This is a genomic window from Gallalistipes aquisgranensis, from assembly GCF_014982715.1.
Taxonomy (GTDB): domain Bacteria; phylum Bacteroidota; class Bacteroidia; order Bacteroidales; family Rikenellaceae; genus Gallalistipes; species Gallalistipes aquisgranensis.
The window spans coordinates 103699-120709 of the sequence record NZ_JADCJY010000001.1; the positions used below are offsets into that span (position 1 = coordinate 103699).

Consider the following 17011-nt stretch of genomic DNA (forward strand, 5'->3'; position numbering starts at 1 on the left):
CTTGTTTAAGTGTAATTTAGAAAGAAAGGTCGATTCCGAATGCATACTGTCTCGGTTCCGGATAGGCTGCTGCCGTGTTTTCAGGACTGTAGGAGAGGAATTTTGTGGAAGTGAACAGATTGCTGAACGTACAATACACCCGCAGATTCTGTATTTTGATTTTCTGGGTCAGCCGGGACGGGACGGTATATCCGACGGAAAGGGTCCGTAGCCGGATATATGATGCGTCCTGCACAACAAGGTCCGAGTTGGTCTGATAAGTGGTATTCGAGTTGTAGCTGGGCCTTGGGAAGTTACCCGAAGGGTTCTCCGGTGTCCAATAGTTTACTTTGATGCCGTTTTGCTTGCCTTGTAGCGAGCCGCCGCTGTTCGGATCATACAGATAAGCGTTTTTGATCTTTCTGCCATATACGCCGTACCACTCCATGTAAAGGTCGAATCCTTTGAAATTGAAGTTGGTGAACAGGGACATGATGAATTTGGGGTCGCGCGGCACGATGTACCGGTCATCGGCCGTGATTTTGCCGTCGCCGTTCCGGTCAACGATTTTGATTTTGCCCGGCTCTACCAGATCCGTCCTTTCGATGGTTTTGTCGGGAATTCCGTCACCGTCGCTGTCGATAGTGGGTTTGAGCACCCATTTGCCGTTGATGATATTGAAGTCGGATTCCTGAAAGATACCGTCCGATTGGTAGACGTAATAAATGTTTTTGGGTTGTCCTATGAACCAGCCGTTGGTGATGTCATTGACAGGATTCCCGTTTTCATCCGTTTTCCCGTCTATTTTCAGAATTTTATTCCGGTACAATGTGAAATTGGTACCGATGCTCCAGTTCATTTTGTTGTTGCGGATAATGTCTCCGTTCAATGTAATGTCTACTCCGTTGGTGCTGGTTTTTCCGAGATTATCCATCATGCCGGTATAACCCAATACGGAGTTGATCTGTCTGGAAACCAAAAGATTTTTGGTCCGGGTCAGGTAATATTCCACGGTTCCGGTCAATCGGTTGTCGAAGAACCCGAAATCCAGTCCGAAATTGGTGGATGCAGTCGATTCCCATTTCAGTGCAGGATTGGGCAGGCTGTTTCCGGGCAGGTAACCCATGATGAAGTTATCCCCGAATTCCATTTTGTAATCGGTTGTTGTTCCGAGCGTTTCGTAGTTCCCTATGCCGTCCTGATTTCCGACGATACCGTAGCTGACGCGCAGTTTCAGATTACTGATGAAGTTGGCTTTTTTCATGAATGGCTCTTCGGAGATCCTCCATGCACCTGCTACCGAGGGGAAAGTTCCCCAGCGATTGCGCGGACCGAACCGGCTGGAACCGTCGCGCCGTACGATCACGTTCAGCAGGTAGCGGTCTTTGAAGCCGTATTGGATACGGCCCATGAATCCGAGCAGGATATGCTCGCTTACGCTGCGGGTTTTACTCGTCACCTCTCCGTCGGCGATCATGTCCCACCAGAAAGAGTCCACCGGCACATTGTTGGAGGCGTATCCGAGACCGGTAGTATAAGTGCGTTCCCAACTTTGCAGGGCCGTTACGTTCATCGAATGGTTTTTGTTTTTGAAAGGAACTTTATAGTTGAAAATGTTTTCGACCACATAGTTGAAAGATTTTGAATGCGAGATTGAACCGGCGGCTCCGCCTCCCGTATAATCGGCTTTCTTGTAAGAGCCCTCTTCCTGGTAGCGGTTGTAATAGGCTGCGTTGAAACGATAGGAAAATCCTTTGAATGGTTTGATGTCAATGAATCCGTTCAGACGTGTGATGTCGGCATGTACGTCATTTTTAATGCGTTCGGCCAGATAGAAGGGGTTTTTGTCTCCGCTGTCGTTGATATATTCCTGAATGTTGCCGTATTCATCGAAGGGCATTGCATATGGGGAGCGGGTAATGTGGTCAGTAAAATTACCGCTCTCTTTCTCTTTTTTCGATTTGATGAATGACGAGTTGAATCCTACACTCAGCCATTTGTAAACATCGTAATCGACGTTTACCCTGACATTTGCACGCTGGTATCCGGACCCGGTTACCACCATGCCGTCCTGGTCTACATATCCCATGCTGGCGGCGATTCTCATTTTATCGGTTCCTCCGCTGATGCTCAGGTCGTATTTCTGCGAAAGAGCGGTTTGGAACATGAGTTTTTCCCAGTCGGTCGAACGACCTGCGGCATAGGCCCTTTCCATCATGTTGTCCGTCAGTACATCCGTTGGGGTGAGTGTGCTGGGATCGACCCGGGTGGGTAGTCCGTTTTCCTTGTCGTGGGCCTGGGCTTCCGCTCTCAGATTGTAATATTCTTCAGGACTGTAAAAATCGAAATTGCGCCAAAGGTCCTGCCAGCTCCACATGCTGCGGAATTTGACTGTCGGTTTTCCTTTTTGTCCCCGGATAGTGGTGACCAGAATGACTCCGTTGGCGGCTCGTGATCCGTAGACGGCTTGTGCTGCAGCATCTTTCAGAATTTCGAGTGATGCAATGTCCGCGCCGTTGATGGCGGCGAATTCAGTAGCGGTCGCAGGCGCTCCGTCGATGATGTAAAGAGGTGCGTTACCACCGCTGCCGAGTGAACGTTCGCCTCGGATTGTGATGCTCGGGGTGTCTCCCGGTCTTCCCGAGGTGCCGCTGACAAAAACTCCTGCGGCTTTTCCCCGGAGCATCTCGGAGACGTTATTGGTAGGATAGATCTTCATCTCTTCGGGTTTGATCGAGGTGACCGCCCCGGTTACGTCGCTCCGGCGTTGCACTCCGTAACCTACGACTACGAGGTCTTCGAGCATCTGGGCATCCTCTTTCATCTGAATACTCAGTGTGGTCCGGTTTCCGACTTTTATTTCGACGGTCGTATAGCCGATGGATGAGAAGACCAGTGTGCCTGTGGACGGAGCTTCGATGCTGAATTTGCCTTTTGCGTCGGTGACGGTTCCTGTGGTGGTACCTTTGAGAATGACGTTGACTCCTACCAGAGGGGATGATGTCCCGTCCGCCTTCAGTTCGGTCACTGTACCCGACAACTTTTTGTTTTGTGCCCGAGTGCTGTTCGTCACACCTATAATCAACAGCACTGTAAATAGTGCTGTTTTAAATAGTGCAGATCTTTTCATAAGTTTGGCATTTAAGGTTAGAGTTGTTTGGTTATTTTTTTTGTTTGAGAGCGTGGTCGGTTTCCAGATCTATGCCGAGCCATGTTTTTTTTGCCGTCCAGTGGGCGTAAGGAGCGCTCCAGAACGGATCGGTTTCGGGGAGTCCGAGAGCTACCAGTCCGGCGGCGCAGAGGTAAAGGCTTCCTGTAGAAATATATCCTTCCCCGATATGAGGCTGGTATCCGACCAAGCCGACACGGAGCCATCCGAAGTCGTTGAAAGTGCCCGGTGCGTTTATTTGGCGCCGGATGACTTCCGTGAGGCCGCAGCGGACCTGTGCGGGATTCAGTTTTTTGGGAAACATGTGGCGGTAGGCTACATCGGATAAAGCGTGGAAAGCTCCGAAACGGTAGGCCAGTGAACGTCCGATGACAGGATAAGTTCCTTCGGGAGAGATCATCCGTTCCTGTTGTTCAGCGTAACGGGTATAACGTTGAGCTTCTGTTTCGTAGAAGTCAGCACCGTCGAGCCCGTTCTTTTTCAGATAAGAGAGTATTTCGAACATCATGGGGTGGATGACGAAACTGTTGTAATAGTCCAGATGCATTTCCGGGCCGTCACCGTACCAGCCGTCACCCTGATACCATGTTTTGAACCTGTCGAACGCATATTTGACTCGGGAATACTCCCATTCTCCTGCAAACTCTTTCAGGCCTGTTTCCACCATGGCCGAAAAGAAGAGCCAATTGGTTTCCGAAGGTTTGATGATCCGGGACGATTTCAGTTCCGCGATAAGCCGTTGACGGGTCGTTTCGTCCAGTCGATCCCAAAGTTGGGTCTTGGCCCGCAACAGGCCGTGGACGAGGAATGCTGCATCGACCAGCGGTTGTCGGCCGTTATTGAAATTCAGATAATCGGGGGAAGATGGGTCGACTCCCTGTGCGATTGCCCGGACAGCCAGGTCGATATACCTGGCCCGCAACCGGCCTTCCGGTGTATTGTCGGGTCCGAGTTCCAGCCAGGGAGAGATTCCTGTAATGAGACGTCCGAGCGCTTCCAGATGGGTGACTTCCTTGCGTTTGGTCATGTCTGCGGCCATCGACTCGACCGGCATGTTGATTTTGAGTGTTCCTCGGCTCATGTTGACGAGCAGGGGACGTGCGATCCGGTCGAGTGCACTTAGCCATACGGCACGATCTGGGTTTTCCGAGAAAGCTGTCAGGATTTCCACTACCGGTTCTCCGGCCAGCAGTTTCTTATAGCGAATCATGGCTTCCACGAAGTAATAGTCCGCGTAAGATAGCGGAGCATCCAGTTCGTTTTTCTTGGCGAAAAATCCGGTACAGTGTTTAATCAAAAAATCGGATTGTTCCCCGGCCTTGGCCAGATAGGCCGGAGATGCCAGCGAAGCGATGATCTGTTCGCCGATTGTACGGAACTGTTCGGAGAGTTTCCCTTCGGCATAAGTGCATAGCTCCACGTAAGCGGACGCCATAACTGCGGCGGCAGAAGCATCCCTGAGCGTTTTCGGACCGGCAGGTGCATTGAAATCCCAATACGGTACTTTGTCTTTTGGCAGGTTGGGATGATTCATGATAAACCGTCCGATTTTTATGGCATGATCGAGATATTCCTTTTTGCCGGTTTGTCGGTACATCATAGTGAATCCGTACAGACCCCATGCCTGTCCGCGGGACCAGGCCGATTCGTCGCTGATACCTTGATACGTCTCTCTCTTTTCGACATTGCCCGAGAGGGTGTCGTAGCTGACGATGTGGAACGAACTGCCGTCCGGACGGTAATGGTTTGTCATGGTTTTGTCTGCGTGTGACTTGGCCATGTGATAACAGGTATTGTCTCCAGATAGCGACGAACCGACCGTCAGCAGTTCCAGATTCATCATGTTGTCGATGATGACGGGGAACTGCCAGCGATCCCTGTTCCACGAACGGGTACAGCCCGTAATGGGATTGAATCGTGTGGAAAGCGATCTGGAGGCGTTGATCAATGCCGTGCGATATTCTTCGCGTCCTGTCAGACGGTAACCGTTTCCGAAACTGCAATTCATGATGAATCCTACATCATGACTGTTTGTGTTGAATTGTTCCCTGGCCAGTCGGGCAGTCATCGTCTCTGCCGCATGACGGATTGTACTGTTGTTCGTGTATTCGTACAGATACCACAATTCGCCGGGAAAAAATCCGCTTGTCCATCCCCGGGAACCGGATGTAACCAGTTTGCCGTTTTTTGAGGAGGTCGGGAAAGCATTTTCTTTGTCTTTGACAGCCTCATACATTTTCAATGCCTGTTGGGCTGAAAATTTCAGTGTGCGGTCAATGGTCTTGCTTAGCTTTTTTTGTTGCGGAGAGAGTGCCTGCGCATAAATCGTGGTCGATAATAATATGAAACAGGCCAGCAGACGTGTTGGTTTTTTCATTATTTAAATATTTAATAAATTTGGCTTGCGTAGTGCTTTTTTGTTGTTAACAAAGTAATGCGGTTGTGTTTTAATGGAATATTAAAATCATTCAGAAATAGATAAGGATAGTTCACGCAACCATTTCGTGTTTGTCTGTTTGTTTGTATAATATTGACTATTAATTATTTGTGTGTTTTCATTCGGCTGGGTGCCGGGGTTTCGTGCTATGTGTGCAGATAGTCGGAACCGCAGAGCGCAGAATGTTTGCGATATATTAAAATATTTATATATGTGGGCTTGGAATGCTGTGATGTATGCCCTTCTCTGAATTTGTTTCTGATGAAAAGGTGTTTGTACGATTCTCGTACAAAAATGGATGAGAGTGTTATGGTGAAACTCTGATTTTTGTCAACTTGCATCGACCGGAAACTGGCTGCAATTATCTGATTTAACCTAAATGTTAACCTTAAATTTGTTCCGAGTTTATGAAAAGGAGATTTGAGTGGAAGATGATTTTGATGATCGTGGCACTTGTAGGAGTTTGCGCCTGTGAAAAGGATGATCCTAACAACGGAAGAATGCCGCCCGAACCGCCTGTTGAGCCTCCTGTCGAGGAAGTTGACATACTTCCTGCACCATTGCCACAGGAGAATTATTCTCCTTCTCTGTTGGGTAAACCTTACAAGCCAATCATGGTGGGATATTCGGGTAGCGTACCTGTAACGAACTGGACGCAGGCAAAAACCCGTATCCTTCCCTATTTGGTGGATTTCATGGCGGATACGACGGCCGCTACCTATAAATCGCGTACGAATCGTTACGGAAGTTGTATCGACAAACCCCGTCAGGAAGTCACGGGTCGGTTTTATGTGAAAAAGATCGACGGTCGCTGGTGGATAGTCGATCCGGAAGGATATTTGCATTACGAGCGGAGCGTGACTTCCCTGCGTAAAGGGAGTTCTGACCGTAACAAATCGTCGTGGAATTCCCGATTCGGCAGCGACAGCCGTTGGATGCAGATTACCCAGTCTGAGTTGGCCTCGATCGGATTCCACGGGACCGGAGCATTTTGTACCGACACATATCAGATGATTCAGGAGTACAATCGGAGCAATCCGGACAGACCTATGACGCTGGCTCCATCGTTCGGGTTCCTGACTAATTTCCGTCGGGCCATGAACTACGAATATCCGGGCGGTTCGTCTGCCAATGCCGTGGGACTGGTGTATTACGGAGGATGGGAATCGTTTTGTGAGACTTATATCCGAACCAATCTGGCCGTTTATCTGAATGACAGAAACGTGTTGGGATTTTTTTCCGACAATGAAATTGATTTCAGTTCCGGAGGTAGTAAAATTCTCAGCCGGTTTCTCTCTATTTCCGACAAGACAGACAAGGCTTATTTGGCAGCGAAACAGTTTATGGAAGAGAAGGGCGCTTCCTCCGTGACCGATGCGTTGAACAGCGAGTTTGCCGGCCGGGTGGCTGAGGTGTATTACAAAGGAGTGAAAGAGGCGATCAAAAAAATCGATCCCGGTATGATGTACCTGGGGACGAGGTTGCATGGGACGCCGAAGTATCTTCAGGGGGTGGTAGAGGCGGCCGGACGTTATTGTGATATCGTGTCGATTAACTACTATTCACGTTGGAGCCCGGAACTGGACACGTATGTTTCCAAATGGGCGACCTGGGCCAATGCTCCCTTTATGGTTACCGAGTTTTATACGAAGGCGATGGATTCGGATTTGCCGAACACTTCGGGAGCCGGGCTTGCTGTGCCTACGGTCAAAGACAAAGCTTATGCTTATCAGCATTTTACCCTCGGCTTGCTGGAAGCGAAAAACTGTGTGGGATGGCATTGGTTCAAATATCAGGATGACGATGGTACGGACAATGACGGGAAACCTGCCAATAAAGGTGTATATGACAATTACTATCAGATGTATCCGTATCTGGCGAAGTATATGAAGAATCTGAACTACAATGTTTATTCCCTGATTGATTATTTCGATAATTAGAAGTGAAATATAAAGCAAAAGCCCGAAACGGAAACGTTTCGGGCTTTTGCTTTAGTTGTAATATGATGTACGACTTCGGTTCTTTTGAAGAGGGACAAGGTCAGCGTAATTCTTCTTCCGGTTCCTCTTCGTCCCAAGCCTCGTCGTCCTCGGGTTCGTCGTCTTCCTCTTCGCCGTCGTCGAAATAATCGAGTGCGGATTCCCGCTTCTTGTAGCTCGTCAGGTCGGGATCGTCCTCCTCGTCCAGTTCTCCGTAGAGCGTGTGACGCTCCTTGCCGCTCTTTTTGATGGGCGCCAGTTTGACCGCTTTGCGTATCGTGTCTCCCGAATCGAAAGCCTCCCTGCTGCCCCGGAAATCTTTGGTTGATTTCATGGTCGGTGAAAATCAGTTGGTCTTTTAAAGAGTTGAATAATAGGTTGTCTGTGATTGCAATATTAGGAAAAATTTCGAAACGCCCGCTATTTTACCGTTAAAAATTCGGGCTCGATGATGCCGGAAAAGATTTTTTTTGCCGGCCCGGTCAGCCGGATGTCCCCGAAGCGGAGGCCGTCCGGAGTCGAGAACGAGACTTCGAGCCGGCCGCCCCGCGTCTCGATTTCGAACCGCGTGCGGTGCGACTGGCGGTAGATGTAGGCGGCGATGGCCGATGCCGTCGCTCCCGTACCGCAGGCGAGGGTCTCTTCTTCCACGCCCCGTTCGTAGGTGCGGACCTTCAGTTTTCCGTCACCTGTGATCTCCACGAAATTGACGTTCGTTCCGCCGATCGCGGCGAACGATTCGCTGCTGCGGATTTCCCGCCCGAGACCGGCGACGTCCACGGCATCCGCGTCTTTTACGAACTCCACGTAGTGGGGGGAACCGGTATTGAGGAAGAAATATTGGTCTTCGTGCATCACCTCCTCCACGTTGGCCATGTGCAGCGTGACGGTTCCGCCTTCCCGTTCGTCCAGGGAGACGATTTCGGCCGTGTGCGGACCGTCCGCCCCGATGAAGTGCTTCGTGCTGCCTCCGATGCCCAGATGCTCGGCAAACAGGGCGATGCAGCGGCCCCCGTTGCCACACATGGTCGATTCGCCGCCGTCGGCATTGAAATAGCGCATGCGGAATTGAGCCTGCGGATCGTTTTCGAGGATCATCAGTCCGTCCGCCCCGACTCCGAAGTGACGGTCGCACAGGGCACGTACCGTTTCACGCTGCGGGTCGAATGATCCGCTGCGTCCGTCCAGCACGACGAAATCGTTGCCGGCTCCTTCGTATTTCCAGAATGACAGCGCCATGGGCGGGATGTTTTTCGTCTTCGCAAATATAGGAAACTTCCGGAAAGTTTCACCCGTGCCCGAAAAATTTACTACATTTGTTCCGATCCTTAAAAAAACAGTCTTATGATTCCACAGATACGGGATCACCGTTCGATCCGTAAATACAGTTCCCGTCCCGTTCCCGAGGAGGTGCTTCGGGAGGTGCTCGAAGCCGGAACACGGGCTTCCACGACGGGTAACATGCAGTTGTACAGCATGGTGGTGACCACTTCCGAAGCGTTGAAAAAGGAGCTTTCCCCCTGTCATTTCAACCAGCCTTGCGTGATGCAGGCTCCGGTGATCATCACTTTCTGTGCCGATATCCACCGTTTCAGCACGTGGTGCCGGCAGCGCGGCGCCGAACCGCGGTACGACAATTTCGTCTGGTTCACCAATGCCGTGATCGACACGGTCCTCGCCTCGCAGAACGTGGCGCTCGAGGCCGAGGCGCACGGACTGGGTATCTGTTATCTGGGTACTACGACCTATACGGCCGACCGTATCGCCGAAATCCTGAAACTGCCGAAAGGGGTGATTCCCGTCACCACGCTCGTGATGGGATATCCCGACGGAATGCCGCCGTTGACCGACCGGCTTCCGCTGGAGGCGGTCGTGCACCGGGAGACGTACGGGGAGTACACTCCGGAGCGGATCGACGAGCTCTGGCGCGAGCGGGAGGCTTCCGAAGAGACGGCGGGTCTGCTGGAGGTCAACGGACTGCCCAATCTGGCGCGTATCTTTACCGAAAAGCGTTACACGGCGGCCGACAATCTCGAATTTTCCCGCCGGTATTTCGAAATGGTCGAAAAACAGGGGTTCTTCAACCAGTAGCGGGAGTGTGATGAGAAGGTGCGTCCTGCTGGGTTCGGTGGCGGCAGGGGTCATGCTGTTGGCATGCTCGTGCAGCGTGACGCGTTACGTCCCGCAGGGCAGCTATCTGTTGCGCGAGAATGTCGTGGAGGCGGACAGGAATACCCCGAAACAGGAGCGGATCAAGGTGGAGGAGATGGAACAGTATGTCCGGCAGACTCCGAACAAGCGGTTTTTGGGGACGAACCTTTACCTCTGGGTCTACAATATCGCCAAACCGGGCCGAAACACCGTGCTGGCCCGCATGTGGCGGCGGATCGGTCAGGCTCCCGTGCTGCTCGACACGACCCTGACCCGCCGCTCGGCCGAAAATATCCGGACCTATATGAACAGCCGGGGATTTTTCGATGCCCGGGCCTGGTACGAGATCGACACAGCGCGCCGCAAGGCCCGGGTCGTCTATCGGGCCGAACAGGGGCGGCCTTATTATATCGGGAATATTCGCCACCGGTTCCGCGACGAGTTCCTACGTTCGGTGATCCTGGAAGACAGCGCCTCCACCCTGTTGCATACGGGGGACGTGTTCGACATCAACGTGCTGGACCGGGAACGGCTTCGCATTACGGAGTATCTGAAGCGGCGGGGATATTACAATTTTTCGATCAATAACATCGGTTACGTGGCCGATTCCACGGTGGGAGACCATCGGATCGACCTGACGATGGAAGTGCGGCAGTATCTGTCGGGGTATGATGAGCGGGGCAATCCCCAGATGGAGAACAACCGGATTTACCGGCTGCGAAACATCTATGTCAATGCCGATTACGATCCGACGATCGCGGCTACCGACAGCGTCTACCGCCATGACCTCGATACGCTCGAATACCGCGGTCTGAAGATCGTCTATCACCAGAAACCGCGTGTGCGCAAAGAAATCCTGCGCCGCACGATCAACCTCTATCCCAACTATCTCTACAATTCGGACGAGGTGAAACGCGCTTACGACAATATCATGCGGTTGGGGTATTACCGGAGCGCGAACATCCTTTTCACCGAGGTACGGGATACTGCGGCCCGCAACCTGGTGACTTTCATCGGCGATACGGGTGGCGACGGAGAGGCGGCGCTCACCACCGAGGAGGGATATCTCGACTGCACGATCCTCTGCACGCCGGCCCTGCGGCAGAGTTACAAGATCGAACTCGAAGCCAGTACGACCTCCAACTTCTACGGCCTGACGGCTACGGTCGGCTACCAGAACCGCAATCTGTTCCGGGGTGTGGAGCTGTTCGACGTGAGCGTCATGGGCGGATACGAATTTATCCGGATGAAGGGGCGGAAGAGCTCCTTCGAGGTGGGGGGGGCCACTTCGATTTTGTTTCCCCGTTTCATCGCTCCGTTCCGGATCGACCGTTTCAACCGGCTGAGCAACCCGCGCACCAAGTTCGAACTTTCGGTCAATTCGCAGCGCCGGCCCTATTATCATCGTACCCTTTCGGGCGTGACATGGGGATACAGTTGGGGAAACGGGCGCCACAGCAGCTATACGTTGCGTCCTGTGGATGTTAATCTGGTGAAGATGAGCTATATCGACGAGGATTTCCTCAGTCAGCAGCGGAATCCCTACCTGCGGAACAGCTATACGTCGCAGCTGATCGCAGGTATATCGGGTTCCTATGTCTACAACAGTCAGATGAGCCGGGTGGATGTGGACCGCAATTCGCTGGCCCTGCGTATCAACTGGGAGACGACCGGCAACCTGATCGGGGCGCTGACCCACCTCTTCTCTTCCCCTGCGGAGGGCGAAGACTACTATAAGCTGTTCGGAATCCGTTATTCCCAGTATTTCCGCGTGGACGCCAACCTGAGCAACAAGATCGTGCTCGATCCGCGCAACAGCCTGGTTTACCGTCTCTATGCGGGTGTCGGCCACTCTTACGGCAACTCCACGGCCCTTCCCTTCGACCGGCTTTTCTATTGCGGGGGCAGCAACAGCATGCGCGGCTGGCTCGCCCGTACGCTCGGTCCGGGAAACGCTCCCCTGCCCGAAGACCGCAGTTATCCCAGCCAGCTGGGAAACCTCAAACTGGAGGCCAATCTGGAGTACCGTTTCCCCGTATGGGGCGTTCTGAACGGAGCCCTGTTTTTCGATGCGGGAAATATCTGGTTCCTCAAGGGGGGGGATGCCGATCCCGACGGGGTGTTCCGTTTCGACCGATTCTGGTCACAGCTCGGTTTCAATACGGGGCTGGGAGCCCGTTTCGATTTCAACTTCTTCGTCGTCCGGGTGGACTGGGGTATCAAGTTGCACGATCCGAACCAACCGTCCGGCCAGCGGTGGATACACGATTTCCGCTTCCGGAATACGGCACTCAATTTCGGGGTGGGATACCCTTTCTGACATTACAGGTTCTGGATACGGAGTTCTTTCGGATAGAGATTGTTCGTCCGGTTGCCGATCCGTTTGATCCATCCCAGCGGAACCCCTTCGAAACAGACGAGGTTCATCCCTTCGGCCAGCCCGTCGGCGGGAATGTCTCCTCTGCGCAGGTAGCCGAGCGCGGCCGTCTCCCCCAGTTCCGCCTGAGGAACAGCTTCCCGGGCCAGGTCGTGGAACAGGGCCAGCGGGTGTTCCGGTTTCAGTTTCCCGTGATAGAGCTGCCCGGCATGGACACCCGAGTAGAGGACGGATAACCGTTCGGCCACCTCCCGCACGGCGGGGTAGGCTTCCTCGTAATAGCCGTACATCTGGTCGCCGATCCGGACGAAATGCATGAATTCGGGCTGCCCGAACCACGGGCGCAGGGAGGCCTGTTCCTGACGGGTCGCTTCGGTGAAGACCGTGCGGCGCGGTTTGGACAGGCGGGTGCGGACGCGTCCTTCAGCCTTCCGGATCACGGCGCAGAAAAATCCCTCGCCCCGCACGGCATGGGGGAAAAAGCGGAATACGGGTACCGGCACCCCCTCTCCGGCGGGAACTTCTCCGCGGACGATGCCCCAGGCCGGATCGGTTTCGATCCGCACTCCCTCGCAGTCGTAATTTTCGACGAGCCACGCGACGTTCTCTTCGTTTTCCCTGCGGTTGAAGGTGCAGGTGCTGTATATCAGGATACCGCCCGGACGCAAGGCGCTCCACACTTCGCTCAGTATCCGGCGCTGGCGTCCGGCGCATAGCTCCACCGCCTGGGGACTCCATTGGGCCGTGGCTTCCGGATTTTTGCGGAACATGCCTTCGCCCGAACAGGGAGCGTCCACCGCGATCAGGTCGAACCAATGTTCCAGTGCGCCGAAATGCGACGGGTCGTTGCTGGTGACGGCCACGTTGCCCAAACCCCATTTGCGGATGTTGTCGGCCAGCGTGAGCGCCCGCGCACGGATCACCTCGTTGGCCACCACGACGCTTTCGAGCCCGGCCGCGGTGGCGAGCAGCGTGCTCTTGCCGCCCGGAGCGGCGCACAGGTCGAGGATGCGGAGCCGCTCTCCTTCGCCGAACAACGACCGGTAGATGTGTTCCAGAAACATGGAACTCGCCTCCTGTACGTAATAGACCCCGGCGTGGAACAGCGGATCGAGCGTGAACCGGGGCCGTTCAGCCAGGTAGAAACCGTACCGGTTCCACGGGACACCCTCGCCTTCCGGCCGTTCGGCGAGTTTGTAGGGGTTGAACCGGACGGATACCGGCGTTTCGCCTGCCTCCAGTGTCCGGCAGAGCGCGTCCCGTCCGGCGGCATCCAGTCCCGTGCCGGCGAGCGATTCGATGAAAGAAGGGGGCAGCATGCGTTATTCGTTCGGTTGTTTTCCCCGCAACGCCCGCAGTTCTTCGATGCGGGCTACGACACGGTCGATCACGGCGGGATTCATCACGAAATCCTCGTGGTCGATGTCCACTGTCATCACCTCGCCTTCGTAGATGTTGTCGATCCAGTGGTTGTATTTTTTGTTGAGGCGTTCCAGATAGCTTTCGTCGATCGACATTTCGTAGGCCCGTCCCCGTTTCTGGATCTGGCTGATGAGCGTGGGGACGCTCGCCCGGAGGTAGATCAGCAGGTCGGGCTGCGGAATCAGGTTGGTGGCCAGGTCGTAGATCTTCATGTAGGTGTCGAAATCGCGCGAGGAGATCAGTCCCATCTGGTGCAGGTTGTCCGCGAAGATATTGGCGTCCTCGTAGATCGTGCGGTCCTGGATCAGATCGCTGTTGCAGGCGAGGATTTCCCGTGCCTGTCTGATCCGGCTGCCCAGAAAGTAGATCTGGAGGTTGAATGCCCAGCGGTTCATGTCTTCGTAGAAGTCGCCGATGTAGGGGTTGTCGCTCTCTTCGAAATAGGTGGCCATACGGCACCGGCGGGCCAGTATCTCCGTCAGGGAGGTCTTTCCGCTTCCGATATTTCCTGCGATTGCTATATACATATACTTGAGTTTTGGCGCACTGTCCATGTTCTTCGTCGGGTTTGGGTTCATGTGTCTCTATTTCCGGCCGGTGTCGGCCTCTTTCAGTTGCTCCACGAACGTGCGTTCGTTGAACAGGCGGGGCACTTTGTTCTGGCCCCCCATCTTGCCCCGGCCCTGCATCCAGCGCAGGAATGTGCCGGGACCCACTTCTGTCAGCGTGAGCGGCATCAGGGTCGTGTCCTTGAACCGCTTGGCCTCGTAGTCGGAGTTGACCCGCTGAAGGGCCTCGTCCAGCCTGCGGGCAAACTCCGCCGGGTCGTCCGGCCGGCGGCGGAACTCCACCACCCATTCGTGCGATCCCTTGCTGCGGCCCTCCATGAAGATCGGGGCCACCGTGAATTCGGCGATTTCGGCTCCTGTGGCATCGCAGGCCGCCCGTATGGCGCTCTCGGCATTGTCTACGACGATCTCCTCGCCGAATACGTTGATGTAGTGCTTCGTGCGGCCCGTGATACGGATACGGTAGGGCGACGTGGAAGTGAATTCCACCGTGTCTCCGATCTGATAGCGCCACAGTCCGTTGCTCGTGGAGATGATCATGGCGTAGTTGACCCCGGGTCTTACCCCGGCCAGCGGAACGGCTTTCGACGGATCGTCCAGCGAGGCGAGGGGCAGGAATTCATAGAAAATACGGTAATCCAGCATCAGCAGCATGTCATCCCGCGAGGGATCGTCCCCGATGGCGAAAAATCCTTCGGAGGCGTTGTAGGTCTCCATGTATTTCATGCGGGGCGAGGGAATCAACCGTCGGTACTGTTCGCGGTAAGGCTTGAAGTTCATGCCCCCGTGGATGAACAGTTCCAGGTTCGGCCACACTTCCAGCAGGTTCGTCTTGCCCGTGTATTCCAGGATTTTGTTCATCATCACCAGGTTCCAGGAAGGGACGCCGGCGAACGACGAGATATTCTCTCCTGCAGTCTCTTCGCATATCCTGCGTACCTTCTCCTCGAAATCGGGGATCAGGGCGGTCCGTGCCGAGGGGACCCGCCGCCAATCGGCCCAACGGGGCGTGTTTTCGATCAGGATGGCCGACAGGTCACCCGTTTGGGCCGTTTCCCCTTCGCGTTCGATGCGGTGGCTGCCGCCCAGTGTGAGCGTCTTGCCGCCGAAGACCCGGCTGTCGGGATAGAGCGACGAGAACAGGGCGATGACGTCGCGCGGCCCTTGCAGGTGTGCGTCCCGCAACCCCTGCTCGCTCACGGGAATGTATTTGCTCTTGTAGTCGGTCGTGCCGGACGATTTGGCGAACCAGCGGATCGGTGTAGGCCAGATCACGCCCTGCTCGCCCAGCCGGGTGCGGTTGATGAACCGGCTGAAATGCTCGTAGTCGGATACCTCCACCCGGTTCTGGAACTGCTCAACCGTGTGGATGCCGTCCATGCCGCAGGCTTTTCCGAAGACCGTCCGGGCACCCTGTCCGAGCAGGTATTTCAGCTGGAGTTCCTGCACCTGGACCGGGTGTTCGCGGAAAAAGTCGATTTCGCTCCGGCGGTGGCGGAAAAACAGGTTGACGATATGGGTCGTGAAGGACATGGGGTTCAGTTGAAATATTTGCCGATACGTGAAATGGCATCCGGCAGTGCGAATACCACTACCCTGTCGTAGGCGTTGATCTCCATGTCGCCGACGGCGATGAAAATCTTGTCGCCGCGCACGATGCCGCCAATCATGGCGTCGCGCGGGAAGTCGAGTTCACGGATTTTCGCTTTGGTGGCCGGGGAGTTGGGCTTGACGATGAATTCCAGCACCTCGGCGTCGCTGCCCGTGAGGCATTTGATCGCCTGTACGTCCGTACTCATCGTGAAGCGGAAAATGTTGCTGGCCGTGATGAGCTTTTTGTTGATGATCGTGTCGATTCCCATGCTCTCGGCCAGGCTGATGTAGTTGAGGTTCTCCACCTCGGCGATCACCTTCTTCACCCCCATGCGCTTGGCCAGCAGGGCAGCCAGAATATTGGTCTCCGAGCGGCCCGTGACGGCCACGAAGGCGTCCATGTTGGTGAGCCCCTCCTCGAGCATGGAGTCGGTGTTGCGTCCGTCTTCGTTGATTATCAGTGTTTTTTCCAGCGTCTCGGCCAGTTTGTAGGCCTTTTCGGCGTTGTAGTCCACCAGTTTGACGTTCACTTGGTCCTGCAGTTCGGTGGCGATGCGCACGCCGATCCGGCTGCCGCCCAAAATCATCAGATTGTTGATCTCCACGTTCGATTTGCCGGAAAATTCCATCACGGCGTGTACCGATTCCTGGTTGGTGATGACGTAGATCGTGTCGTGCTCCTGGAAAACGTCGTCCCCGCGGGGGATGATCGTCTCCCCGGCCCGCGAGATGGCGACCGTGCGGTAGGGAAGGTTCTCCCGGTCGCTGGTCACCTGGATCAGGGTCTTGTCCACCAGCGGGGAGGAGGAGTCGAGCTTGAAGACCACCAGCACCAGTTTGCCCCCGGAGAAGTCCACGTACTCCGTGGTGGCCGTGTTGCCCAGCAGGTTGATGACTTCCCGGGCGGCCACCTTTTCCGGGTAGAACAGGTAGTCGATGCCCATGTTGATGAATATCTCCTTGTTGTTGGGTTCGAGGTACTCGTTGTTGTCGATCCGGGCGATGGATTTACGGGCTCCGAGCTGTTTGGCCAGCATGGCCGATATGATGTTGATGTTCTCCTCGTGGTTGACGGCGATGAAGAGGTCGGCCTTGCGTACGGAGGCTTTCTTGAGGGTGGCGAACGTGGTGCAGTCGCCTTCGATGGTCACCACGTCGGCCATGCCCGAGATCTCGTCGAGCAGTTTCTGCTCGTCGTCGATCACGACGATGTCGTGTGAATTTCCGCTGAGCATCGTGGCCAGATGGCTGCCCACTTCGCCCGCTCCGGCGATTACGATCTTCATTGGCGGGGGTTTGTTAGGATATGTTCATGCAAAATTATAATTTTGTACG

The 17011-nt window shown here is 54.5% G+C and carries 11 protein-coding genes; 3 read left to right on the top strand and 8 right to left on the bottom strand.

The genetic code is table 11. The annotated features are described in order from the left end of the window. Positions 1-16 precede the first annotated feature (16 nt). Together INF32_RS00355 and INF32_RS00360 are read right to left on the bottom strand one after the other, a co-directional pair. Entirely contained in the window at positions 17-3109 is a 3093-nt protein-coding gene (locus tag INF32_RS00355; protein WP_226386432.1) for a SusC/RagA family TonB-linked outer membrane protein, read from the bottom strand. 31 nt (positions 3110-3140) lie between these two features. Then, positions 3141-5525, bottom strand: a complete 2385-nt coding sequence (locus INF32_RS00360) for a DUF2264 domain-containing protein (protein WP_226386433.1) — start codon at positions 5523-5525, stop codon at positions 3141-3143. A gap of 467 nt (positions 5526-5992) precedes the next feature. Between INF32_RS00360 and INF32_RS00365 the strand changes: the two genes are divergently transcribed. Further along, on the top strand, positions 5993-7525 hold the full coding sequence (locus tag INF32_RS00365; RefSeq protein WP_226386434.1) for a hypothetical protein: 1533 nt from the start codon (positions 5993-5995) through the stop codon (positions 7523-7525). 100 nt (positions 7526-7625) lie between these two features. On the opposite strand, the gene INF32_RS00370 is transcribed toward INF32_RS00365, so the two are convergent. Together INF32_RS00370 and dapF are read right to left on the bottom strand one after the other, a co-directional pair. Continuing rightward, positions 7626-7898 carry a hypothetical protein gene (locus INF32_RS00370; protein ID WP_317172645.1) on the bottom strand — a complete coding sequence of 91 codons (273 nt, stop codon included), beginning with the start codon at positions 7896-7898 and terminating at the stop codon, positions 7626-7628. Between the two features lie 86 nt (positions 7899-7984). Beyond that, positions 7985-8803 (bottom strand): diaminopimelate epimerase, encoded by an 819-nt coding sequence (gene dapF / locus INF32_RS00375; RefSeq protein WP_226386435.1) that lies wholly within the window; start codon positions 8801-8803, stop codon positions 7985-7987. 105 nt (positions 8804-8908) lie between these two features. Between dapF and INF32_RS00380 the strand changes: the two genes are divergently transcribed. Beyond that, positions 8909-9655 carry a nitroreductase family protein gene (locus tag INF32_RS00380; protein ID WP_226386436.1) on the top strand — a complete coding sequence of 249 codons (747 nt, stop codon included), beginning with the start codon at positions 8909-8911 and terminating at the stop codon, positions 9653-9655. Positions 9656-9665: 10 nt separating this feature from the next. Next, positions 9666-12035, top strand: coding sequence for a translocation and assembly module lipoprotein TamL (gene tamL / locus INF32_RS00385; protein ID WP_226388071.1), 2370 nt, complete (start codon positions 9666-9668; stop codon positions 12033-12035). 2 nt (positions 12036-12037) lie between these two features. On the opposite strand, the gene INF32_RS00390 is transcribed toward tamL, so the two are convergent. The 4 genes from INF32_RS00390 to trkA are packed head-to-tail and all read right to left on the bottom strand — an operon-like array spanning position 12038 to position 16962. Next, positions 12038-13411, bottom strand: coding sequence for a methyltransferase RsmF C-terminal domain-like protein (locus tag INF32_RS00390; protein ID WP_226386437.1), 1374 nt, complete (start codon positions 13409-13411; stop codon positions 12038-12040). A 3-nt stretch (positions 13412-13414) separates the two neighbouring features. Beyond that, positions 13415-14041 carry a deoxynucleoside kinase gene (locus INF32_RS00395; protein ID WP_226386438.1) on the bottom strand — a complete coding sequence of 209 codons (627 nt, stop codon included), beginning with the start codon at positions 14039-14041 and terminating at the stop codon, positions 13415-13417. A gap of 57 nt (positions 14042-14098) precedes the next feature. After that, a complete protein-coding gene (locus INF32_RS00400; RefSeq protein WP_226386439.1) occupies positions 14099-15616 on the bottom strand; it encodes a GH3 auxin-responsive promoter family protein in 1518 nt (505 codons plus the stop codon). 5 nt (positions 15617-15621) lie between these two features. After that, the gene (gene trkA, locus INF32_RS00405) at positions 15622-16962 is read right to left on the bottom strand and encodes a Trk system potassium transporter TrkA (RefSeq protein WP_226386440.1); all 1341 of its coding nucleotides are present in this window, start codon (positions 16960-16962) and stop codon (positions 15622-15624) included. Positions 16963-17011: the final 49 nt, after the last annotated feature.